Genomic DNA, 23,654 nt, shown 5'->3' with positions numbered 1-23,654 from the left:
GCTAAGTTGACTTTAAACACTGCACACTAACTTCATGAAAAATAATTCATTGAGTGGAGGGTGCATACGATGGCGTCAAGAAGTCAAAGACGATTAATTCCCGAAAGCCGTGCGAGGTTAGATGATTTGAAGTATGAAATTGCTGCCGAGTTTGGGTTACCTGTTTATAATCCTCAATATGCACATATACATCCGAATGCTGACAGTGAATTTGCTGCAGAATTAGGGGATTTTACAAGGAATCAAAATGTAGAGTGGCGCGATTTAACTTCAAGACAAAATGGTTCCGTTGGTGGAGAAATTACTAAACGATTGATACAATCCGCTGAACGTAGCCTGTCTGAATTTGGTACATTATAAATTGTAATTATTGATATGGATTTTAAACAAATAGTAGGTATAAACTGGAGCTATTTACATGTGGATCATAATGGTTCGCATGTAAACTCACTTCATTTTCGAATTTTGTTATTTGGATGACATGAATTGACACCTTGTTTTAAATAGGATATCATGGCATTTGAGGCTTGTACGCAACCTTTTCCTACCGGAAAAGGTTCATTTTTTGTTAATCAGGTGTAAAAGATATCTTCCGTCATTTGTTGAGTTGAAGGTAACTGAATAATGCCATGCCATGTTAGGATTTATTAAAAATCCTCATGTATTTTAATTGTGGGAGGTTGAAATTCATGTCTGTAAAAGGTCGTCATTTGTTCACGTCCGAGTCTGTAACAGAAGGCCATCCGGATAAAATTTGTGATCAGATATCCGATGCTGTATTGGACGCCTTTTTGGCTAATGACCCTAATGCACGGGTAGCATGTGAAGTATCGGTAGCTACCGGTCTCGTTCTCGTCATTGGTGAAATCAGCTCCAAATCGGAATACGTGGATATTCCATCCATTGTTCGTAATACGATTAAGGAAATTGGTTATACACGTGCAAAATACGGTTTTGACTATAATACTTGCGCTGTATTGACTTCTTTGAATGAACAGTCGCCAGACATTGCTCAAGGGGTTAACGCTGCCCTGGAAAGCCGTGATCCTGCTGAAGTAGATAAGGAAACAGAAAACATTGGGGCTGGTGACCAAGGATTAATGTTCGGTTTTGCTACGAACGAAACACCTGAGCTAATGCCTCTTCCTATCGCTATGTCTCACCGTATTGCACGACGCTTGTCTGAAGTGCGTAAGGATGGAACGCTGAATTACCTTCGTCCAGATGGTAAAACTCAAGTAACGGTAGAATATGAAAATGGAAAACCTGTTCGTATTGATGCTATTGTGGTTTCTACGCAGCATGCAGAAGATACAACTTTGGAACAGATTCAAGCAGACATCAAGGAAAAGGTTATTTTGCCAGTTGTTCCTGCAGAATTGCTGGATGAGCAAACCAAGTACTACATTAATCCAACAGGGCGTTTCGTTATCGGTGGTCCTCAAGGAGATGCAGGTCTGACAGGCCGTAAAATTATTGTGGATACGTACGGTGGTTATGCACGTCATGGCGGGGGAGCATTTTCGGGTAAAGATCCAACAAAAGTAGACCGTTCTGCTGCTTATGCTGCTCGTTATGTAGCGAAAAACCTCGTGGCAGCTGGATTGGCTGACAAGGTGGAAATTCAGCTTGCTTATGCCATCGGTGTAGCTACGCCTGTTTCGATTAACGTCGATACATACGGCACAGGAAAAGTTAGTGATGAAAAACTCGTTGAACTGATCCGAAATAACTTCGATCTTCGCCCAGCAGGTATCATTCGCATGTTGGATCTGCGACGTCCAATTTACAAGCAAACAGCTGCTTATGGCCACTTTGGACGTACAGATCTGGATGTACCATGGGAGAGTGTAGATAAAGCGGAAATTCTGAGAGAGCAAGCGGGGTTATAATCCTCGTAAGTTATCAGAATAACGCATTAACCTAAAAAGACTGTTCATGCTATGCATGAGACAGTCTTTTTTTGATATGCTCTGCTATTAATTATGAACTTGCCATAGTGTACTTAATTTCACACCACTATTCGGATATCGGTGCGAGACCCAATAAATTTCTGAGTAAATGACACACCTTTTGTACTTCCTTATATTGCTCCAAATACGCAAAAAGAGCTTTTAAGAGACCTTTTTGAGGGTTCGATTTCAGAGCCTCTTCCTTTAATTGAGCGTAAATTTGCTGACACTCCTGTTTCTCCTCTGTGCTCCACGAAGAAAGCAGTATACTGTCTTCCAGGGAGTGGAGCAGGCCGTTAATTTGACGACCTTGGTCAAAGGGATTACTTAGTGCGCTCTCGGGTAACCAGCCCTTTTTGTTCCAGAACAAATGTGGAGCGGAATCAGCACTGCTCAGGCTGGTTGCCAAGGAACTGGATAAGAAGATGATAAACTGTGTTAGATGCTCAATCGTTTCATCATTCATCCGATCGGCAAAGAAGCGAATATATTCGAACACAATGCTTTTCAGTACAAAGGTTATATCCCATGCATGATCTTCAATGCCTGGTCCAAAAATATCAATTAGGCAGTCGTGAACCCATTTGTACAATTTGTATTCATGCTGTTCAAACGCACCATTGAGTTGTTCATTCTGAAAAATAAGCATGGAAGGCTCAGGAAGATCCATCATGAGATACACTTTGTTTTCAACGAGATTTTTCAAATAAAGTACAATAAAACCGTGCAGTTTATCGTGCTTAGAAAGATCAGGTTTACTGTAGAGAGCCCGGATGTCTTGTTCAATGTTATTCTCCAGAATGATACACATTTCCAAAGGCAGTTCTTCTTTCCCTTGAAAGTATTTATAGAAGGATGCCTTTGCCATCCCACTTTCTTTGGCGATTTCCTCAACAGATGTTGAATAATAGCCTTTTCTGGAGAACAGCCGAATGGCCGCCTGTAAAATATCATTTTTTTTACTTTCCATACATACTTCCCTCCAGGAACCAACTCGACAGCATGCGGATTTACCACTTCATACATTACAAAGGTTGGTGACGTGTAATAACTGTGTGCTGCTGTTTTTTGAGTTGTCGGTGCATCTTGTACTTGGCCATGATCATATACATGGACGGCACCACAAACAAAGTTAACAAGGTCGAAAATAACAAACCGAAAATAACGGTGAACGCTAGTGGCTTAAAGAGCAGGCTTCCCAATAGTGCTAAGGGAATCATGCCTACAATGGCAGCCAGGGAAGTCAATAAAATCGGTCTGAAACGAGCAGCGGCCGCTTGTATTACGGCTTCCTTTAATTCCATTCCTTCATGTCTTGCATCCTCGATAAATTCAATTAAGACAATCCCATTCCGCACAACAATACCCGCAAGTGCAATAATTCCCATGATGCTCATAAAACCGATGGGCATACCAGTCAGAAAAATACCAATTATCCCGCCGGCTGCTGCTAGGTACACGGTTGTCATAATAATAATAGGAATGGAGAGTGAATAAAACTGCATCGTGATCAAGAGTAGAATGAGTAAGACTACAACGATCGCCAGCTTCCCTAAATCCGCGAATACGGTAGACTGATCGGATGTTTCACCGCCTACCTCCCATTTATAGCCTTCAGGGAACTTCATTTGTGCCAGTTTGCCTTCCACATCTACCATGGCTTCGCTTGCAGTTCGTCCGTTCAAGTCGGCTTCGACTGTAATCGTCCGCTCCATATTGTAATGCTTGATTTGCTGAATAGCAAATGACGGCTTAATCTGTACTAGCTGGTTTAATGGAATTTGCTTTCCGGCTGCATTCACTACACTTAGTTGTTGGAAAAGCTTACTTGGCTCCTCGTTACTGTGATTCAAATACATTTTGATATCTACCAGACTGCTTCCAGTATCGAATTGACTGACTTGAGCTCCTTCTTTTAACAGAAGAAGGGTACGAGTCAAATCTGTGTAGCTTACTAAATATTGATCCATGGCTTGTTTGTTGACCTCAAGCACGAGGCATATCGTTCAATTCCTATGTCATCTACGATGCCCGTTGTGCCCTCTACTGTCGCGATCTGCTCCTTTGCTTTTTGGGCAAGGGTTTGCAGTTCATTCAAATCCTGACCTGAGATACGAATAGAAACGGGTTTACCTACTGGAATCCCAAGACGGGGAACATACATGGTAACCGTGACGCCAGGGTAGGATTTCTTAACATGTTGTTCCCAGGCATCAACTGTCGAATTGAGATCGAATACGTTCTCTTTTCCGACGACAGCAATCTGACCTACGGTTTCGTTATAAGTAATATTTCCACCCATGCTATTAATGTCACTAAACAGTTGGGGAGCAGTCCCTCCTGCACTGTAAACGACCTTGGAAGTTTCAGGTTGCTTCTTGATCCAGCCTGCAAGATCTTTAACGACCTGATCGGTTTCCGCAATGGAAGTGCCTACAGGCATTTTTACATTTAGTGCAACATGAGGGTCTTCCGATTCAGGGAAAAGCTCAACGGATGTAAAGGGAACTAATCCATAAGCAGCTGTTCCAAGCATGAGTCCAACCATAGCCGTCAGCAAGGGACGCTGAATGACTTTAGGCATCAGCTTTTGTGAATAAAGCTTGTTTAAAGAGTGAATCTGCTGACCGAGCAAGCCTACTGGTTTTGATTTCCCCTGGGGATGACGAGTCTGTCTGCGCTTTTCATACCATTCTCGAAAAATAGGGATGATCGTGAGGGACATGATCATAGAGGCTAACATGGTCAGAGAAACAATGGCGGGAATGGGTCTAATAAAGGCACCTACATTTCCGGGAAGAAACAACAGTGGAGCGAAAGCTGAGATGGTGGCCAATGTTGCAACCAAAATAGACAGCATGACCTCTTTGGTACCTTTTATAGCTGCAACGGAGGGTGATTCTCCTAATTCCGTAAGTCTGCGCTCAATATTATCGTTTACCACTACAGCATCATCCACGAGTATGCCGAGTACAATGATCAGACCGACAACGGAAATCTGATTTAAAGTAATGCCGAACATAGGTAGAAAGATAATGGCAATCGAAACCGAAATAGGGATTGCCAGCGCGACAAAAGCAGAGGTGAGCAAATTCAAGCCCAACATACAAACGAGAATAACAGCCGCAATTGCCAGAATCGTTTCACGCTTTAAGTCGTCAAAGATATGGTTTACCTGATCCTTTTGTGCAAAGAGAGTCTGTAAGTGAACACCTACGGGGAGTGTTTTCTCCAGCTCTTTGAGCTTGGTATTGACCTTTTCGCTCATAGAGGGGATGTCTGTGCCTGTTTCCGCTCCAATACTTAGCGTAATGGCCGGTTTACCCTCTACATAAGCGAAATATTCTGCCTCAGGATGTGCCAGCTCAGTTGTTCCAATATCTCTTAAATAAACAGGATTACCTTCCTTTGTACGTGTCAAAATGACCTGATTTAATTCGTCAGCTTTTTCGGTCTCACGAACAATGAGTTGATAGGTACGTCCGTTGTATTCAATATTACCGGTAGGAACTCGATCGATCTGAGATTGGATCGCTTGTGCCACTTGTCCCCACGACAACTGATATTGCTGGAGCTTCTGATTGTCGATATGGACACGCACTTCTTGGTCAGGCAGACCATTGAATTTGACACTGGATACGCCGGAAATCGTATTAAGTTGATCTTTCCAGGTGGTGGTCAAATCATTTAGTTTATACAGTGGTGCAGATGAGTCGGCGGTCAGAGCATAAGAGCCGATAAACGAGCTGGTCAGCTTGTCATTTACAACAGGCACCTCAGCACCTTGAGGAAGATCGGCTTGTGCATCTTGCACCTTTTTACGCATATTATCCCAAACTGTCTGAGGATCCACTCCATTTTTGGATTCGATTAGAATAGAGGAGAATCCGTTGCCAGAAGTCGAATTAATCGTTTTAACACCTTCAACCTCCTTGATGCGTTTCTCCAGCTCTTTAGTTACGGTTTGTTCTACCTTTTGTGGCGAAGCACCGGGGTAAACGGTTGTGACCATAGCATTCTGTATGGTCACGTCTGGCATTTCCTGCTGTGGTAACTGGAAAAAACCGAAAGCTCCAACTACAATCAGCATGACAAAAAACAGCAATGTTATTTTTCGCTTTTTTACGATGTACTCAATCATGGACGTCCGCCTTCCTCCGACTGAATCGCATTTCCATCAAACAGGGATTCTGCCCCTTTAATGACAATACGTTCTCCTTCACGAAGCCCGGATACAATTTGCAATTGATTATCTACAACCTGATTGCCAAGCTCCACAGGGGTTCTAACCGCTTTTCCTTGAATATCTTTGAAAATAAAAGGCTTGCTTCCCGTATTGATGACTGCTTCAGCAGGCACAAGAATACCATTCTTGTCTGTCACCTGATGCGCAGCTTTAATGACCTGGCCGGGTAACCAGTCTCGCTGTGGATTGGCAATGATAATCTCTACGTTAACCCGCCCCGTATCGGTGCTGGTTGAAGGATAGATGTTGGACACCATACCATGACGAGTCTCATCATAGAGTGCCACCTTCACCTGTTGTCCCTTTTTCCAATCCTTAATTTCACTGTCTGGTACGGGAAGGAGTACTTTAAGACGGTCGGTGGAGCCTATGCGATAGACGGCTTGGCCCGACGCGACCAAATCACCTGTATTCACGATTTTGTCTAAGATTACGCCGTTCACGGGAGAAGTTAAACGGGTGCGTGACAATGCCAGCTCCGCCTGGTCCTTGGCGACAAGGGCCTTTTCGTAGTTGGCACGTGCTTGTTTCTGGGAAGCCTCTGCTTGTTCGCTGGCTGCAAGAGCTTTAGTTTTACCTGCAATCGCATCCTGAAAGGAAGCTTGGACAGATTGATGCTCTTCGGCTGTGGCCCCTTCCAGCAAAAGAGATAAGGAAGCTTTTGCTTGCTCCAGATTTTGAAGAGCAGCAGTTGCATTCAGGCGGGCGTTCTCGTTATCCGACGCGGTAGCTGCACCTGCCTCAAACAGCTTTTGTGTCCGCTCGCTATCCGTCCTGGCCTTGTTATAGGCGCTTTGTGCCTTATCGACAGTGATTTGTGCTTGCTGTTTTTCCTGAGCGCGCGCACCCTTGTTGGCCTTGCTGACATTTGCACGAGCACTCGTAATACCTGCATCGGCGGATTGAATGGCAGAGGCAGCTGCCTGTAGGTTAGCCTGTGCGTTATCTATACCGGCTAAAGCTTCTTGGATAGAGGCCGTTGCCTGTGCAACCTGTAGCCTGTAGTCAGCATCATCTAGACGGGCAATGATTGCCCCTTTTTGGACTAGAGTGCCAGTAGTGACCTCTGCGCCGGCGACGATACCTCCATTTTGAAAGGCCAGTGTACGTTCTTCATAAGCCTGAAGGGTGCCTGACAAGTCATAGGCGGTATGGAGTGGTGTATTTTTGACGATTGTAGTGCGCACAACGGTCGGCTGTGCGGATGAACCTGAAGCAGCATCTTTTTTTTCGGTAGAACATCCGGCAATTGCGAGGCTCATTGATAAGGTGAGCATGATGATGGCCCGTTGTTTATTCATGATTATCCTTCCTTCCGATAGGGTCATAAAATCGAGTTTAAACTAATTGGTTTAAAATGAACTCATTAGTTCATGTGTATTATAGTGCGCCTATATTGCATTCGTCAATTCACTGTTTTGGATTTTATGAATTAGTTGGCGGAATTTCGGAACTTTTGCCTTTATAATAAGTCTATTAACATAAGAGGATTTTTTTGTTTATTGGTAGAGTACATGCGCGGATTAATCCGTTTGAATACAAAGAAGATGGGAGCTATTATCCAAATGTTTTTAAGTAATAGAAAACAGAGCAAAGTGAAAGTAGATGGCAAAGGAATTGCTAAAAGATGGGCTGTTTTAACGCTGGCAGGAGTATTATGGGTCGGTCCGGTTGCCGGAACTGGGGTTCTAGTCCCGTTAAATAATTGGATATCTGCGCCAATCGCGAGTGCTGCCTCCGGTTCAACGGTAAAATTGGGTGAGGAGATCATTACTTCGGGCGCAACATTATTGAAATATCGTTTTAAAGGGTCCAAGGGAACAGCGCTGGCTGATATCGTTCGAGTAGACCTGCAAAATCCGTACGTAAAGCTGGATGTCATGACTGGGAAGAACGGACAGTTTACGACCCGTCAGAGTACAGGCGGTATGGCAAAAGAGACCGGTGCGGTTGCTGGTGTGAACGGGGATTATTTTAATACCTCTAGCGAGGGAGCACCGATCGGTGGACAGGTGTCCAAAGGGGTGTTGATGTCTACTCCCTCTGATTTAACAGGGATGTATGCCTTTGCTGTAACGAAGGATGGCTCACCGATGGTTGAGCAATTTACTTTTGAAGGTACAGTAAAAGCTGGTGATGGGTCTTCCTTCTCTTTGGCAGGGATGAATAAGGCTTCATACTCGCCTGAGACGAGTGGGAGCAGCTATAGTCACTCCAATGCTATGTATATTTATACATCTGCTTGGAAAGCAATTGAGCGACCTAAAAACAGTTCGACAACGCCTACTGAAATATTGGTACAAAATGGCGTGGTTACGCAAGTCTCCGAAAATGCTACATTGAATATGACTGTTCCGCAGGATGGCTATATTTTGCGTACACACGGTAAAGCAGCGGATTATGCCAAAGCGCATCTGACTGTGGGACAGACTGTAGAAACGAACTATCACCTTCGCGTCAAATCGACAGGGAGTGAAGTAGATCCTTCCAACCTACAAATGATGATCGGTGGACATACCATATTAGTAAATGACGGACAGAAGACTTCGTTCTCCCGAAGTACGACAAGTATAGGCGGGACGCGTGCGCGTACGGCTTTGGGATATTCCCGTGACAAGCGATATGCCTATGTCATCGCCGTTGAGAAGAATGGGAACAGCGTTGGTGTATCCTTGAGCGAGCTGCAAACACTGATGAAAGATATTGGTGTCTGGAAGGGGATGAACCTCGATGGTGGCGGCTCTACCACCATGGTAACTCGTGATTTGGGAGATACGACAGCGGGGCTTACATTCAATACAGAATATGGTACAGAGCAACGTAGCATCGTAAATGGAGTGGGAGTATATACCACTGCTCCTAAAGGAACGCTCAAAGGCTTTACCATCAAGGGCAATAAAACGCTGCTGATTGGTCAGAGCGGAAGCTACTCCTTCAAAGGCTACGACAACTACTACAATCCATTTGATACCTCGAAAGTACAAGTGACGTGGAAGTCCAGTAACCCGGCTGTTGTGTCCGTGAGCGGCGGTGTTGTGAAGGGGGCCAAACCGGGAACAGCTACTTTAACCGCATCCAGTGGCTCAGCCAGTGCGACAACCAAGGTCACCGTGCTTGGAGCAGATGAAATTTCATCGCTTACTGCAGGAAGTGGGACAGGCTCGCTTACTGCAGGAGCTAAAATCGCAGTACCGATAACGGCCAAGACGAAAGATGGACAGAGTGTCAGCATTACATCAGATGCGCTCAAATGGGAGTTCGTCGGCTTTAAGGGAAACGTTAAGGACAATCAGCTTACGGTAAATACAGTGGATGCGGGTGTGAAAACAGGCTATGCCATTGGTCGCTACGATGGTTTCAGTGCGGTTGTCTTCCTGTCCGCTGGCGGGGCAAGTACAAATAACTGGGAAAACTTCGAAAATGTTTCGTATCCGGTTGATTTCACTTCAAATGTGGAAGGTGTTACCGGTACAGCGGCTGTTGTACAAGGGGATGGAGACCATGCCAATTCCAAAGTGCTGGAGCTAAGCTACGACATGACGAACGGCAGTGGTAAAATGTATGCTTACGCTCAATTGAACGGCACATCCGGGAAGACGCTGGAGCAGGCAGCTACATCCATCTCGATTGATGTCAAAGGGGATAAGAGTCTGAACTGGCTGCGTGCGGAACTGGAGGATGCTCAAGGCAAAACGGCATATATTGATCTTGCCAAAGTGATCGACTGGAACGGCTGGAAAACGATTAACGCAGATATGAGCGGTTTGAATATTTCTTATCCGGCGAAGCTGAAACGTCTCTATGTGGTCAATGTAGCCGAGGGTCAGGATGAGCGCGCTAAGACAGGTAAGGTTGCTTTTGATAATATCTCTTTTAATACACCGGGGACGGTCGGCACAGAAGGACTTAAAAAGGGAACAGCTCAGATGACGATCGGTCAAAAATCAATGACGGTAAATGGAACGCCAACAACGATTGATGCAGCTCCGATGACTCGCAATGGTTCGACGTATGTTCCAATCAAGTATGTGCTGGACGCATTTGGCGGGCAAGCCAAATGGAATGCGGGCGATCAGCGGATCACCATTATGCGCGGTGGTGTGCTGATGGATTTAACTGTAGGAAAAAAAGAAGTGATTCTAAACGGAAAGCGTCAGAGCACTGAAGTTGCACCTATTGTACTAGGAGGAAGGACTTTAGTCCCGTTAAGACTTGTGTCTGAACAGTTAGGAATGACTGTAAAATGGGAACAAGAAACGAAGACCATCACCCTCCAGTCATGATATGGTATGATATATACTTGAAATGCTAGGATTGGAGTAGAACATTTGTGGACTTTCAAGCCGATATCATAGACCGAGTCATTAAAAATGCCATCCAGGTGATGGAGAACAGCAAATATCAGATGTTCGAAATATTGGACACGGCCCGAACCGAGCTGGTCACGTTAAATCAAGAGCTTCAGAGCGTATTGAAGGAAACGGCAGAAACGATCGAAAAAGTGGACCAGCTGGAAATGAACTATCGGCGGTCCCGAATTCGGTTGACTGAGGTCAGTCGTGATTTCGTCCGTTACTCGGAAGAGGATATCAAGCAGGCATATGAGAAGGCGACACAGCTTCAACTCGATGTGATGATTTTTCGCGAGAAGGAAATGTATCTCAAAGCCAGAAGAGATGATCTTCAAAAGCGGGCCAAAAGTGTCGAGGCTTCTGTCGAGCGGGCCGAAACTATCGGTTCGCAGATGGGGGTCGTGCTGGAATATTTATCGGGTGAATTGGGACAAGTGACGCGGATCATTGAATCGGCCAAGAATCGGCAGTTTATTGGTCTGAAAATTATTTTGGCTCAGGAAGAGGAGCGTAAGCGCATATCCCGTGAAATTCACGATGGACCTGCGCAACTCCTTGCGCATCTAGTGCTTAGGACGGAAATTGTGGAAAGAATGATCGCCAAGCAGGAATTTAAGATGGTTCAGGACGAAATAGTAGACTTGAAGAAACAAGTTCGCTCCAGTCTTGAAGAAATGCGAAAGGTCATTTTTAACTTGCGTCCCATGGCCCTGGATGACCTGGGGCTTATTCCGACGCTCCGGAAATATGTGCAGGATTTTGAAGAAAAAACGAAGATTAGAGCGCTTTTTGAAACAAGGGGCAAGGAACACCGTCTCTCTTCCGCGATGGAAGCAGCCATTTACCGTCTGATCCAGGAAGCTTTGACTAACGCTGCCAAGCATGCTTACCCTACCTATGTGCTTGTGGAGATTACCTACCAGGCACAGCTTGTAAAAATTGTTGTGCAGGATAATGGTCTGGGCTTTAAGCCAGAGCTTTTTCAGCAAAAAAGCAAAGACCATGGGCATTTTGGTCTGATTGGTATGCGGGAAAGGGTTGAACTGCTCGAGGGGAGAATGGAGATCGAATCAGCTGAGAATCAAGGCACCAAGATAGTGATTCATATCCCAACCAACGTGGAAAAGGGAAAGGAGTAACAACATGGAAAATCAGGAAATGAGTAATGCACCCATTAAAGTTCTGTTAGCGGACGACCATCAGTTGTTCCGTGAAGGACTTAAACGTATTTTGAATATGGAGGACGACATTGAGGTCATCGGAGAATGTGGCGATGGCATTCAAGTGTTGGAATTCTGCAACGTAGAGAAACCGGATATTGTTCTGATGGACATTAATATGCCAATTGAAAATGGTGTAGAAGCAACTGAAAAACTACGTGAGATGTTCCCGGATGTCAAAGTGATCATTTTATCCATTCATGATGATGAAAGCTATGTATTCGAGACGTTGCGCAAGGGAGCCAATGGATATCTGTTAAAAGATATGGAAGCCGAGTCCCTCATTAATGCTATTCGTTCAGTACATGAAGGATATGCATTTATTCATCCGAAGGTAACGGGCAAGCTTATTCAGCAGCTTCGTCGGATGACTTACCTGAATGAAACAGGGGCTATGGCGGAAGGCCATACTAAGGAAGCAGGCGTGAAGTTTGTCGCAGGTGAAAATAATCCGCTGACTCGTCGTGAAGCAGAAGTGTTACGTCTGATGGCCGAAGGCAAGAGCAATAAGATGATTGGTGAATATTTATTCATTAGCGAGAAAACGGTCAAAAACCATGTCAGCAGTATTCTGCAAAAAATGGAAGTGGATGACCGTACACAAGCAGTTATTAACTCCATCAAATATGGATGGGTTACGCTGTAAAGTGTAGTCTTTTCATGTATTAGACGATGCAGCTGCCTAGATATGAATGCTGTACCGCCTCTCTTTTAGAGCGAGATATCCGCTCGTATGGAAGTCCAGTACATAACCGTGACACCTCTTCCTGTTATACGGCATATATTGTCGCTATAGGAGGAGGTGGAACCCTCGTGACGGCTCACTTGGTTTGGATATTGCTTATATACGGTGTGGGAGCTGCAGTCGTGCATCTCATGTATATACGACAGGCGGTTCAGGCTTATCACAATGGCGAAGATGCACACACGACATCGCTGAATCGTCGTGCGACTCGCTACATTGTGATTACATCCAATGATGGAGATCGTGTGGAATGGGTGATGCGTTCATTGAGTATCCTTGCCTGGCTACACCGGAGGCCGCTACATGTAACGGTACTGGATGATGAATCTATAGACGATACGCTACCGATTCTGACCCGGCTGGTGCGCTATAGTCATATGGATGTTTCAGTCATCTCATGTCGTTTTTCACCGGGGAACCCGGTTTTGCCGAAGTCAGGCGGTGAAAAACAGGTTGTTATTGATCTTAGAACAGCAAACCCGTTGGCGGGCGTCCCACTTGTTCCTTAGTGACAGGGATCTGTGGACATCGTGGTTAAAATCAGATATAAATATTTATAGACAGTTGCATATGCAAGACAATAGGGATTTCGTTGAAATCTGTTTGATGTGAAGCACACTTCAGGCTAATAGCCATGGAAGTGTGCTTTTTTGCTGTTCTCTAGGGTGATAAGAACTAGGAACAATGATGAATGAGAGGAGAGAACAAAGATGAAAATTGCAGTATATGCAGTCAGATATAAAGGGAATTGGAATCTTCGATTATCTGTGGATATTCGAGTAGATATGACATGGTGGTGGTGTCAAGATAAGCACCAGGAGAATGCTGTCGAAAGGTGGGTGTTATTAGAAGACGAGCTTCCCTTGTCTTGGGGAGTAAGCCTGTGTGGAGGATTTAGGGAGTTAGCAGAGATGGAGCGGTGGGGGGATCGACAATGGTGGGCCTATACTCTTGCACAGCTAAAGAATGAGTTGGTTCTTGAATCTTCTAATGGAGAACGGATCTTATCTGGAGGAGTAGACAATATATACATTTGGGACCGGCACCAAGGATGGGTTTCACGCACTCAACATGGGAATGAGGGACAAGAAACAATAGGAACTGTACGTTCTATTCAAAACCGGAAGCTCGCCACGGGAGTAAATGGATTGGATATGGAATGTTTAACACGACAAGCGAACGAGCTGACTCATTTGTTGGCAGGACGCCAGTTGCTTGTTCCTGAAGCTGAAGCATTGCTAGCAGAGGCAGCCCCGGATTTGGAGCATACTTGGCGTTCAGCTGCGCAACTTGCATATCTGCAAGGCCGACTCAGCTTTGCTGCTGGTCTCGCTCCAGCACCACGTGCGCGCTGGTCTGCCGCGCGTAGACAGGAACTCCGCTGCAACCGTTGTGGCAGCGGAAAGGTGCACCGCACAAGCTGCGCATCGTGCGGTCGTAAGGCGTGCGCCTACTGCGAGACATGTCTCACGCTTGGGCGTAGCCGTGAGTGCTCGCTGCTGCTGCGCGGTACAGCGAAACCTACCATACCGCGCACGGCAGAGGCAACCCCGGCGACGAATCTCGACCGCTGGGGGCTGAGCCCTGCGCAACGTGCCGCCGCCGAAGCAGCGCTGTGCTTTTTGGCCGCACCACCCGGAGGGGTGCGAAAATGCTCTCGCCCGGTAGGCCAATGGCAACGAGCGCGCGAATTATTCCGGCGTAGCATGCGTGCGCGCCAGGAATTAGGTGCTGCCGCTGCGCATGGCAGCACTCTTGCCCTCAACGAGCAGTCATCGCCCAAATCTGGCGAGCGTGCTTGGGAGATTGCTGGCCGGCAAGTACCCGATTCTGCGGCCGAACGATTTTTGCTCTGGGCCGTGACTGGCGCGGGCAAGACGGAAATGATGTTTCCGCTTTTACAGCATGTGTTGGAGCGCGGAGGGACAGCGCTCGTAGCAACACCGCGCCGTGATGTGGTATTGGAATTGGCACCTCGCTTGGCAGTTGCGTTTCCCCAGGTTAGCATGGTGACGCTTTATGGAGGGAGTGCAGAACGGTGGCAAAGGGGACAACTGACACTGGCAACAACACATCAGCTGTTGCGTTATCGCCAGGCTTTTGATTTGGTTGTAATTGACGAGATTGATGCATTTCCTTATCACAATGATCCAATGCTTGCCTTTGCTGCCCAAGCAGTATGTAAGCGGGAAGGAAAGTTTATTTATTTGTCTGCTACGCCACCGCGCCCCTTGCAGAAAGAGGCTGCACGTGGTCAACTGCCACATGCCAAGGTTCCCGTTCGTTTTCATCGTCATCCCCTACCTGTCCCAATTCGTTTGGGGACTCCTCCAGTGCATCAGTGGCTGCAAAAAGGTCAGCTTCCTGCTTCATTTGTTCAGCGGCTAAACGTATCCATTCAACGAGGGGCGCAGGTCTTTCTATTTGTGACACGAATCTCACATATTCAAGGCCTTGTGGAACTGTTGATTAGACAATTTCCTGATATACCTATCGCCGGCACCTCATCGCAGGATGAAGAACGAACCACTAAAGTGCGTTTATTTCGGGCTACTGAAATACGTGTGCTGGTTACAACCACTATTTTGGAGCGGGGAGTGACTGTTCCGCGGAGTGATGTGTATGTACTAGACGCGGACAGCAGTCTTTTTGATGAAGCATCCCTTGTCCAAATGGCTGGCCGCGCGGGAAGATCTAAGGATGACCCATGTGGTAGTGTTATTTTTATATCTCCTCAATGGACTAGTGGTCAAAAGAGAGCGATTAAACAGATTAAACGTATGAATGCACTGGCTCGGAAAAAAGGATATCTGAAATTGGTGAAGCACTAAATGCATTAAATAAAAAAAAGTTTTTTTGGAAATGTGAAACCTGAAACAATGTCGGTACGTAAACTACCAAGAAAGGTGCATTTTGGTATGGGGATGATTCCAAGAACCCGTTTGTTTTTGAATTGGTTATTCCATCGTCAGTCGCAAACATGTGTTGCTTGCGGTACTCTCACAGGTCATTTTTCCGAATTTACTGGGCTTTGTACTCATTGTTCGACCCAAATTCCTTGGGTTTACAACATTCGTTGTGCACATTGTGGACGTCCGACGTCTTGTCCAGATTGCGTCAGGCCCGACCGATTAGTACGTTATTATGTATGTAATCGGAGTGCAACCAGTTATACGCCGATGATGAAAGAATGGATAGGACAGTTTAAATACCGCGGCAATGAAAAGTTTGGCCCCCTGCTGGGCGAAATCATGAACCGTGCCTATCAGGCGATGAGACATGAGTTTGCAGGTCATAAATGTAATCGTTTCAAGCAATCTTTGTGGGATGTAGATATAGTGACCTGTGTCCCGGTAAGTGAAAAGAGGCTGACAGAGCGTGGCTTTAATCAGGCTGAAATTTTGGCAGAAGAGATTGCAAAGCGAAATAAGCTCCCCTTTCTACCTTTACTTGTTCGCCCGCAAGATACAGGCAAGCAAAGCTTTAAATCAAAAAATGAACGCATGAATACAATGAATAATGCATTTTCTGTTCACCCCAATATGATGAATTCGATGAAATCCTTTAGTTTAAAAGCTGAATCTCGACGTGCTACGGAGGAGTGCACGCACTCCGTTACAATTTTGCTTGTAGATGATATTTATACAACGGGGAGTACATTGCAGGCGTGTGCACGTGTTTTGAGAGAAAAGGCATTAGAACGAGGAGTACATTTGGCTATCTTTTGCCTGACTCTAGCAAGATCATGAGTCTAAATTTCTATTATATTCCATAATTTTATGCTTGAAACTATGAAAAAAAGGTTATAATTCTTTTGAAAGAAGGATTAAATGATAGAGTATAAGCCTTTTAATCCGTACAATCAGCAGAATTTGACAACAAGCTAGAGAGAGGTATATAATAAAAATATAGAGACGAACAAAAAAGTTAGGAAGTGAGGGATGAAATCAGAATATTTCAATTTAGAGGTTGATTTTTTTGGAAAAGAGGAGTACAATTTCTATCTGTTGATAGCTAACATGATTGGTAATAAGTGATCAGCTAACGACAAAAGAGCGGACATTGGGAGTGTCTCGCTCAGTAGTAAAGCAGTTAATTAAAATTTAAAGCTAAAAAGAGGAGAGAACAAAATCATGAAAAACGTAATGAAAAAAGTAGCAGTTTCTAGCATGTTGGCAGTTAGCTTAGGTGCAGTATCTTTGTTGAGTCCACTTGCTACAGGTCAAGTATTGGCGAGATCCAACTCAGACCAAAATAAAGATCAATTTGAAGAACAACTGATCATTCAACAGCAAGAAGCAGCACAAAAAGCATTCGAAGCAAAAGTTTACGGAACTGAAGCTACTGAAAATACAACTACAGCACCGACTCAAACAACAAGTGAGAACAACAACCAAACAACAACTACAAAACCAGCAACAACTACAACTGAAACACCAGCAACAACTGTAAAAACAATTACTGTTAATGTTCAAGACGGCGACACACTGGCTTCTATTGCTGAAAAATACGGTGTAACTGTTGAAGAACTGGTTAAAATCAACAATCTGGTAAAAGTTGGTCAAGAACTGCAAGTACCACAAACAAACACAAGTAAATAATAAACATTATAAACTGTTGTATAAAATGTATTTATTAAACCAAGCTTTTGACTATAGTATACGGGAAGGCCTCTATTAAAACAATGCTTTTTTGAATAATTATTTGTAAAATCATTTGTTTTTTTGGGCTGCAAATTTCCAATGGTACATCTAGCTTAATTTCAGATAGCTTATAAGTTGAAATGATGTTAGGTGTATGAGATTTATGAATACCCACACTCCATGTGCGGAGCATTCGTATGGACGCCGATCCCCCGGATTTATAGCATTTTCTTGATTGTGTTCGGGGCACAGGTGAACATGAATTCTTCTGAGGATTGTTTCGCCCGGTTTTTCCCTCATTTTATTTCTACATTTTAACCATATTCATATATAGCTGTTTAATGATAATGAAGCGCTATTCCCGAGAATAACTGGAATGGCGCTTATTTTATTTTTTCCTCTAAAGTACGGAGTAATGTTTGACGATAAATACTCATATGTAATAGGCTGGATTATAAGGACTTATTTGCCTCTGCATTTTATGTTGTTGCATATTAATGTACATAGAAATGGGAGGATTTTTGTCCGTTGAATCTTCCCCTATTATAACTTTTACTATGATAACGTACGAAATGTGGAGTTGTGTTAAATCTAAAAAACTTTTTTTTGAAATATTTGATAGACGGGGCTCTTCGCTATAAGGTAATGTAAGGATAAAAGCAATTAAAAGACCGGAAATTGGAAAGGGGCGCTACAGAGGATGAACTTGGATAACTGTCCTCGCTGTGGGAAACTGTTTATTATGAATGTTAGGGGAATCTGTCAAAACTGTATTAAAGAAATTGAGGTTGAATACGAGCATTGTGTCAAACATATACGTGAAAATAAAGGTATTCATATGCACGAGCTTTCGGAAGCTACAGGTGTCTCTGTTAAACAAATTACGACATTTATACGTGAGGGACGTATTTCCATTGCTAATGCGCCCAATATGACGTATCCTTGCGAGGTATGCGGGATACCGATTCGTGATGGGCATATGTGCGATTCTTGTCGAACACGTCTGACTAAAGACCTGAATCAGGCCATACGCGAAAGTAGTAATCAGGATCAAAGTAATAATATGGGCTCAGGTACCTACAGCGCGATGGATAAACTTCGCGGAAACTAGTACAGGGGAATTAAATACGCATTCAGCTATTCAAAAAGTTTCAAATACCGCCGATAATCTTTATAGAGCTTATCGGTTTTTTTATTTTAGCAACCATGCCCAAAATAAAGAAGTAAGGCATAATACGAACCATGTTCGACGCTATGTCGTCTGATACATTCTGACCATATCAAATAACTAAGGAAGGTGGAAGTTATGAAAATTAACGAGACCAACCGCATCGGAGCTATTAATCCATATCAGCGAAATATTGAAACAGGACGCCAGGAGGAGCTTAAGAAGTCCCGCCGTAAGGACGAGGTTTCCATTTCTCCAGAAGCAATGGAAATGCTGAACCGCAGCAGTGATGCAGACCGCGTTAAGAAAATTCAGGAGCTTAAGCAGCAAGTAGCTTCTGGAACCTATCGTGTGGATGCCGATAAAATTGCAGAGAAGCTATTACCTTTCTTTAAGCAGTCTTCCGAAAGTTAGGTGAAGGAATATGCCTTTAGAGCGTTTGATGGATGTGCTGGAGCAGCTTAGAGAGGCGCACGAGCAGTTGATTGCATTAGGAACTCAGAAAAAAGAAGCACTGATATCAAATAAGGTTGAGCAACTCATACAAGTCATGAATCAGGAATCGAAGATGTCCAGACACATTGAACAGCTGGATGAACAACGCCTGCAGGCAGCGTATGAATTTTTGCAGGAACGTGGTATTAAATCCAAGTTGAATCTTAATATTACGGAGTTGTCTCGTCTTGTGTTCGATATAGAAGATAAGCAGCGCCTCCTTCAAATTCAAAAAAATCTTGCAGATACGCTTGGAGAATTGAAAAAATTAAATGAGTTGAATCAACAGCTCATAAAACAGGCGCTTTCCTATATTGATTTTTCCATTGAGAGTATGTCATATTATGCGGAATCTGAAGCGGTTTATCAGCGTCCAGCTGACAAAAGCACATCAGCTGTACGGGCGGGACTATTTGATACACGCGCCTAATTGAAGGAGGAAAATATGGTCTCAACATTTCATGGTATAGAAACAGCAAAAAGAAGCTTGAATACACAAACGGCGGCATTAAATACAACTGGACACAATATCTCAAATGCCAACACAGCGGGTTACTCCAGACAAGTGGTTAGTATGAAGGCCTCGGAATCCATGGAAGCCTATGGTTTAAACCGTTCCGTTGTACGAGGTCAAATGGGTACAGGGGTTGAATTTACTGCTATTGAACGTGTTCGTCAGACGTTTCTGGACGATCAGTATCGTAGTGAAAGTTCCTCTCAAGGTGGATGGGACATTCGTTATGACACGTTGAACAAGCTCGAGACCATTATGAATGAGCCCTCAGATACAGGTATCCGTAAGGTCATGGATAACTTTTGGGATGCATGGTCCGATCTGAGCCAAGATCCTCAGGATGTCACAAATCGCAAAATTGTAAAAGAGACTACACTTGCTCTGACAGATGCAATGAACCAGGCCAGCAAGCAACTAGATGCACTCAGTTCTGATTTGACTAATAACGTTACATTAAAAACATCCGAGATGAATTCGTTACTGCAGTCTGTAGCGGACTTGAATGGTAATATTTATAAATTAGAACAGCTTGGGGATAATCCAAATGACTTGCGTGATCAGCGGGATTATGCAGTTGATAAGCTGTCCAAGCTTGCGAATGTGCAGGTGACTCAACTGGATAACGGTTATCAGGTAACTGTGGCAGGACAGATAGCTGTAGCGGGTACAGAGGTAACTGCTATTACGGCGGCTGGTCTTGAGGCTGCATATCAAGGTGGAGCTTTAACTGGTGGCGAAGTGTACGGTATGATTTTATCCAGAGATAAATATGTAGCAGATTACAAAACCCAGATGGACCAGTTAGCTAATACATTGGCAAATGGTAACATTGAAATTACTTTACCCGCAGGTACAGTTCTACCTGAGGGAACGGTACTAAATTCAGGTGTCAACAACGCAGCAGTGACCTACTCAAATGCGAATAACAACAGAACCTTGACCACGGATTTGAAAGTAACTGTTCAAGGAATTAATGGACTTCATCAATTAGGTTACACACTCAGTGGTACGACACCACAAAAAGGTGGGGCGTTCTTTACTTCCAAAGATGGAGCTGCTATAACAGCAGGTAACATTACGCTGAATAAGGATATTCAAGATGATCCCAATAAAATTGCCAGCTCTTTGCGTGTAGATGGAACGGGGACGGCCAATGAGAAGGTAACCGTGGGTAACAATGCTTTGGCATTGTCTATGGCGAGCCTGAAAAATGTAAAGTTTGGCTTTAATACGACTCAAGCGCAAACTACCACTGTAGATGACTTTTTCAGTGCAATTGTTGGGCAATTAGGTGTCCAAACTCAGGAAGCAGAGCGTCAATCACAAAATGCACAGCTGTTAACTGAGCAAGTGGACTTAAACCGCCAATCCGTCAGCGGAGTGTCACTGGATGAAGAAATGTCAAACATGATTAAGTTCCAACATGCTTACAGTGCGGCTTCCCGGTTCATGACAACTTTTGATCAACTATTGGAAAAGCTGATTAATGGTACAGGCCGCGTAGGTCTCTAGTATAATGAGAAGGTGGAGTAAGCCATGCCAATTCGAGTGACTTCAGGGATGACTAATATGCAACTGCTCAGTAACCTGAATCGAAACAATAATAATATGGGTAAAATGGAGAATCAGATTTCGACTGGTCGAAAGTTGAATAAGCCTTCAGATGATCCAGTAGGGGTAACTTATGCGCTACGTTACAGAGCCGAGTTAGCTTCTAATGAACAATACAAGACAAACTCAGATGCAGCTGTTAGCTGGTTAGATTTCACTGATACAACCATGCAACAAGCCAGTGATGTGATGAAGCGTCTTAAAGAGCTGACAGTTCAGGCTTCAAGTGAAACACTTCCTCAATCCGGCTTGGATTCGATTAAACTGGAAGTTGATCAGTTAAAAGAACAAATGATGAATATTGGTAATAGCCAGCTTCGTGGGAAGTATGTTTTCAATGGACAAAATTATGATCAGATGCCGTATCAGCTATCTGCTACGGTAACAAGTTATGATCAGATTAATCCGGATCAAGGCGCGGTCAGCTATGCAGTTGGAGACCAAGATGCATTTCGGGTAAATACGTCCGGTAGCGATTTTTTTGGGAAATCGACAGATCCTGATAATGTTTTTAAGGTTATGGATGCTATATCTTCTGCACTAAGTAGCGGAAATAGTACGGCAATATCGAGCCAACTTTCAGGTATTGAGTCCCGCTTTACTAAAATGCAGACAAGTTTGTCTGAAGTGGGTGCACGTACGAATCGGGTTGAACTGATACAATCCCGTTTGGAAGAGCGGAATTTGAATTTGACGACACTTCAAGCTAAAACGGAAGATGCGGATGTTGCTAGTCTGATGATTCAAGCTACATCTGCCCAAACCATTTATGAAGCCGCCCTGAAATCATCAGCTAAAATCATGCAGCCATCCCTGATGGACTTTATGAGCTGATTTTTATCTTTGACCTTTATAATTTGAAGCTATGGACGAGTGGTCCGTAGCTTTTTTGTTACTATATATAGGAGGAGTTACTTATGACCCCAGAACAGAAATTAGATGAAGAGAACCAAGAGAAAAATACTAGTCTTTATGTGTTTCCAAAAGGAATACCAGGATTTGAACAACTTCGGGAATTTCAGCTACAGGAGCATAATGAATTATTTAGTCTTTTCAGTGCAGTAGAGCAGCCTGCAACTATTTTTATCACCGTAAATCCATTTGATTTCTTTAAAGATTATGAGTTTGAGCTATCTGATGATACTCTGGATGACATAGGAATTACCAGTCAAGAACAGATAGCAGTACGATGTATCTGTACATGGAGTAGTGACCAGTCCAAAACAACGGTTAACTTGCTTGCGCCTTTAATCTTTAACATTGAACAGCGTATGGGGAAGCAAATTGTTTTGCAGAATACTGACTATAAAATTAAGCATCCATTATGGAATGGAACAGAGTCCAGCAAAGGTGGTGAGTCCTGATGCTGGTATTAACGCGTAAAAAGGGCGAGTCCATTGTAATTCAGAATGATATTGTCATTACAGTTCTTTCTGTTGAAGGAGATACTGTGAAAATTGGTATTTCTGCCCCTAAGGATATTGATATTTACCGAAAAGAAGTCTTTGATGCTATTCAGCAAAATAATCAAATTGCTGTTATGGATTCGAATGCTATTCAAAATGCAATGTTGGAAATGGATAAGAGAAAGTCCTGATTAAACAATAATAGTAGTGCGCATTCATTGATAAAGGCCGACGTGAGTAAAGTGTCGGCCTTTGTTTAGCTCATAATAAGCTGTCAGGTTTGCCTTGGATAAGTCGCCATTATGTGAAAGTGTAAACCGATATAACCGAGTACGTAAACTTCTAAGAAAATATTCAAAAAAAATCTGGAATGCTATAAACAATTCTAACTTAAGGGTCGATATATAGTTTAGAGCGGTAATTCTTCAGGGCGGCCGACCTGTGAAGACGCTTATACCACAAGGACGTGGGAATCAAACCATTTCAGGGAGGAAATTTAAAATGATTATTAATCACAACTTACCTGCAGTAAATACACACCGTAACATGCAATTGAACAACACGGCAGCAAGCAAAAACATGGAAAAATTGTCTTCAGGTCTGCGCATCAACCGTGCAGCTGACGATGCTGCTGGTCTCTCCATTTCCGAAAAAATGCGCGGTCAAATCCGTGGTTTGGAACAAGCACAACGTAACGTTCAAGATGGTATCTCTTTCGCACAAACAGCTGAAGGTGCAATGAACGAAGTTTCCTCCATGCTGACTCGTATGAAAGAACTGAGTGTTCAACAATCCAATGATACTTACAGTGCTGGCGATAAATCCAACATCAAAGCAGAACTTGGTCAATTGGGTCAACAAATTGATGCAATTCTTTCCAACACTAAATTCAATGGTATCGCTATTTCTGGCGGAACAGGTGTGAAAATTCAAGCTGATGATAGCCTGTTTACCATTACTATTAAAGGTATCAGTTCCGCTGGTTTCCGTGGCCTCAAATCTGATGTAAAACTTTCTGCTACAACAGCTGCAATTGAAGCGGTTGCTAAGCAACGTGCGAACCTTGGTGCTATGCAAAACCGTCTGGAATACACTTCCAACAACTTGGGCACAACTGTAGAAAACCTGACAGCTTCCGAGTCCCGTATTCGTGATACTGACATGGCAAAAGAAATGGTTGCTCTGTCCAAAAACAACATCTTGCTGCAAGCTTCGCAATCCATGTTGTCACAAGCAAACTCCGCTCCACAAGGCGTATTGTCGTTGCTGCGTTAATTTTAAACGACAGCCGTTACAAAAGAA

General features: G+C 43.9%; 19 protein-coding genes and 1 pseudogene. 17 read left to right on the top strand and 3 right to left on the bottom strand.

What is annotated here, in order from left to right:
- Positions 1 to 69 precede the first annotated feature (69 nt).
- Both C400_RS0111920 and metK read left to right on the top strand, forming a co-directional pair.
- Positions 70 to 360 (top strand): alpha/beta-type small acid-soluble spore protein, encoded by a 291-nt coding sequence (locus tag C400_RS0111920; protein ID WP_016822907.1) that lies wholly within the window; start codon positions 70 to 72, stop codon positions 358 to 360.
- A 329-nt stretch (positions 361 to 689) separates the two neighbouring features.
- Positions 690 to 1,892 (top strand): methionine adenosyltransferase, encoded by a 1,203-nt coding sequence (metK, locus tag C400_RS0111915; RefSeq protein ID WP_013373407.1) that lies wholly within the window; start codon positions 690 to 692, stop codon positions 1,890 to 1,892.
- 127 nt (positions 1,893 to 2,019) lie between these two features.
- Here the strand turns inward: metK and C400_RS0111910 are convergent, their stop codons facing one another.
- The 3 genes and pseudogenes from C400_RS0111910 to C400_RS0111900 all read right to left on the bottom strand — a co-directional run bounded on the left by C400_RS0111910 (position 2,020) and on the right by C400_RS0111900 (position 7,499).
- The gene (locus tag C400_RS0111910) at positions 2,020 to 2,922 is read right to left on the bottom strand and encodes a TetR/AcrR family transcriptional regulator (RefSeq protein ID WP_017427121.1); all 903 of its coding nucleotides are present in this window, start codon (positions 2,920 to 2,922) and stop codon (positions 2,020 to 2,022) included.
- Positions 2,923 to 2,977: 55 nt separating this feature from the next.
- Positions 2,978 to 6,093: pseudogene (locus tag C400_RS0111905) on the bottom strand (efflux RND transporter permease subunit).
- Complete coding sequence (locus C400_RS0111900; RefSeq protein WP_017427120.1) at positions 6,090 to 7,499, bottom strand: efflux RND transporter periplasmic adaptor subunit; 1,410 nt, start codon at positions 7,497 to 7,499, stop codon at positions 6,090 to 6,092. The pseudogene C400_RS0111905 and the gene C400_RS0111900 overlap by 4 nt, the downstream one beginning before the upstream one ends.
- Positions 7,500 to 7,763: 264 nt before the next feature.
- Between C400_RS0111900 and C400_RS0111895 the strand changes: the two genes are divergently transcribed.
- The 15 genes from C400_RS0111895 (at position 7,764) to C400_RS0111820 (ending at position 23,627) form a co-directional block, all read left to right on the top strand.
- Complete coding sequence (locus tag C400_RS0111895; RefSeq protein ID WP_026065433.1) at positions 7,764 to 10,481, top strand: stalk domain-containing protein; 2,718 nt, start codon at positions 7,764 to 7,766, stop codon at positions 10,479 to 10,481.
- Between the two features lie 47 nt (positions 10,482 to 10,528).
- Positions 10,529 to 11,689 carry a sensor histidine kinase gene (locus C400_RS0111890; RefSeq protein WP_013373402.1) on the top strand — a complete coding sequence of 387 codons (1,161 nt, stop codon included), beginning with the start codon at positions 10,529 to 10,531 and terminating at the stop codon, positions 11,687 to 11,689.
- A 4-nt stretch (positions 11,690 to 11,693) separates the two neighbouring features.
- Positions 11,694 to 12,416: a response regulator gene (locus C400_RS0111885; RefSeq protein WP_013373401.1), complete on the top strand. Its 723-nt coding sequence runs from the start codon at positions 11,694 to 11,696 to the stop codon at positions 12,414 to 12,416.
- A 167-nt stretch (positions 12,417 to 12,583) separates the two neighbouring features.
- Entirely contained in the window at positions 12,584 to 13,024 is a 441-nt protein-coding gene (locus tag C400_RS0111880) for a hypothetical protein (protein ID WP_017427118.1), read from the top strand.
- A gap of 201 nt (positions 13,025 to 13,225) precedes the next feature.
- Complete coding sequence (locus C400_RS0111875; protein ID WP_017427117.1) at positions 13,226 to 15,346, top strand: DEAD/DEAH box helicase; 2,121 nt, start codon at positions 13,226 to 13,228, stop codon at positions 15,344 to 15,346.
- A gap of 348 nt (positions 15,347 to 15,694) precedes the next feature.
- Positions 15,695 to 16,264, top strand: a complete 570-nt coding sequence (locus C400_RS0111870) for a ComF family protein (RefSeq protein ID WP_017427116.1) — start codon at positions 15,695 to 15,697, stop codon at positions 16,262 to 16,264.
- A 384-nt stretch (positions 16,265 to 16,648) separates the two neighbouring features.
- Positions 16,649 to 17,116 (top strand): LysM peptidoglycan-binding domain-containing protein, encoded by a 468-nt coding sequence (locus C400_RS0111860; protein WP_017427115.1) that lies wholly within the window; start codon positions 16,649 to 16,651, stop codon positions 17,114 to 17,116.
- A 742-nt stretch (positions 17,117 to 17,858) separates the two neighbouring features.
- Positions 17,859 to 18,269, top strand: coding sequence for a TIGR03826 family flagellar region protein (locus C400_RS0111855; protein ID WP_017427114.1), 411 nt, complete (start codon positions 17,859 to 17,861; stop codon positions 18,267 to 18,269).
- Positions 18,270 to 18,464: 195 nt separating this feature from the next.
- Positions 18,465 to 18,740: a flagellar biosynthesis anti-sigma factor FlgM gene (gene flgM / locus C400_RS0111850; protein WP_016822917.1), complete on the top strand. Its 276-nt coding sequence runs from the start codon at positions 18,465 to 18,467 to the stop codon at positions 18,738 to 18,740.
- A 10-nt stretch (positions 18,741 to 18,750) separates the two neighbouring features.
- A complete protein-coding gene (locus C400_RS0111845) occupies positions 18,751 to 19,251 on the top strand; it encodes a flagellar protein FlgN (RefSeq protein ID WP_017427113.1) in 501 nt (166 codons plus the stop codon).
- A 15-nt stretch (positions 19,252 to 19,266) separates the two neighbouring features.
- Positions 19,267 to 20,847 carry a flagellar hook-associated protein FlgK gene (flgK, locus tag C400_RS0111840; protein WP_017427112.1) on the top strand — a complete coding sequence of 527 codons (1,581 nt, stop codon included), beginning with the start codon at positions 19,267 to 19,269 and terminating at the stop codon, positions 20,845 to 20,847.
- A 24-nt stretch (positions 20,848 to 20,871) separates the two neighbouring features.
- Positions 20,872 to 21,780 carry a flagellar hook-associated protein FlgL gene (gene flgL / locus C400_RS0111835; RefSeq protein ID WP_017427111.1) on the top strand — a complete coding sequence of 303 codons (909 nt, stop codon included), beginning with the start codon at positions 20,872 to 20,874 and terminating at the stop codon, positions 21,778 to 21,780.
- 83 nt (positions 21,781 to 21,863) lie between these two features.
- Complete coding sequence (locus C400_RS0111830; protein WP_017427110.1) at positions 21,864 to 22,310, top strand: flagellar assembly protein FliW; 447 nt, start codon at positions 21,864 to 21,866, stop codon at positions 22,308 to 22,310.
- On the top strand, positions 22,310 to 22,543 hold the full coding sequence (gene csrA / locus C400_RS0111825) for a carbon storage regulator CsrA (protein WP_017427109.1): 234 nt from the start codon (positions 22,310 to 22,312) through the stop codon (positions 22,541 to 22,543). Before C400_RS0111830 ends, csrA begins: the two co-directional genes overlap by 1 nt.
- Before the next feature lie 310 nt (positions 22,544 to 22,853).
- Complete coding sequence (locus C400_RS0111820) at positions 22,854 to 23,627, top strand: flagellin N-terminal helical domain-containing protein (protein ID WP_017427108.1); 774 nt, start codon at positions 22,854 to 22,856, stop codon at positions 23,625 to 23,627.
- The last annotated feature ends 27 nt before the right edge of the window (positions 23,628 to 23,654 follow it).

It is taken from the genome of Paenibacillus sp. ICGEB2008, from assembly GCF_000307675.1.
In the GTDB taxonomy this organism is placed as follows: Bacteria; Bacillota; Bacilli; order Paenibacillales; family Paenibacillaceae; genus Paenibacillus; species Paenibacillus polymyxa.
Note: the sequence above shows the minus strand (reverse complement) of the source record. Positions and strands in the feature narration are given on the sequence as shown.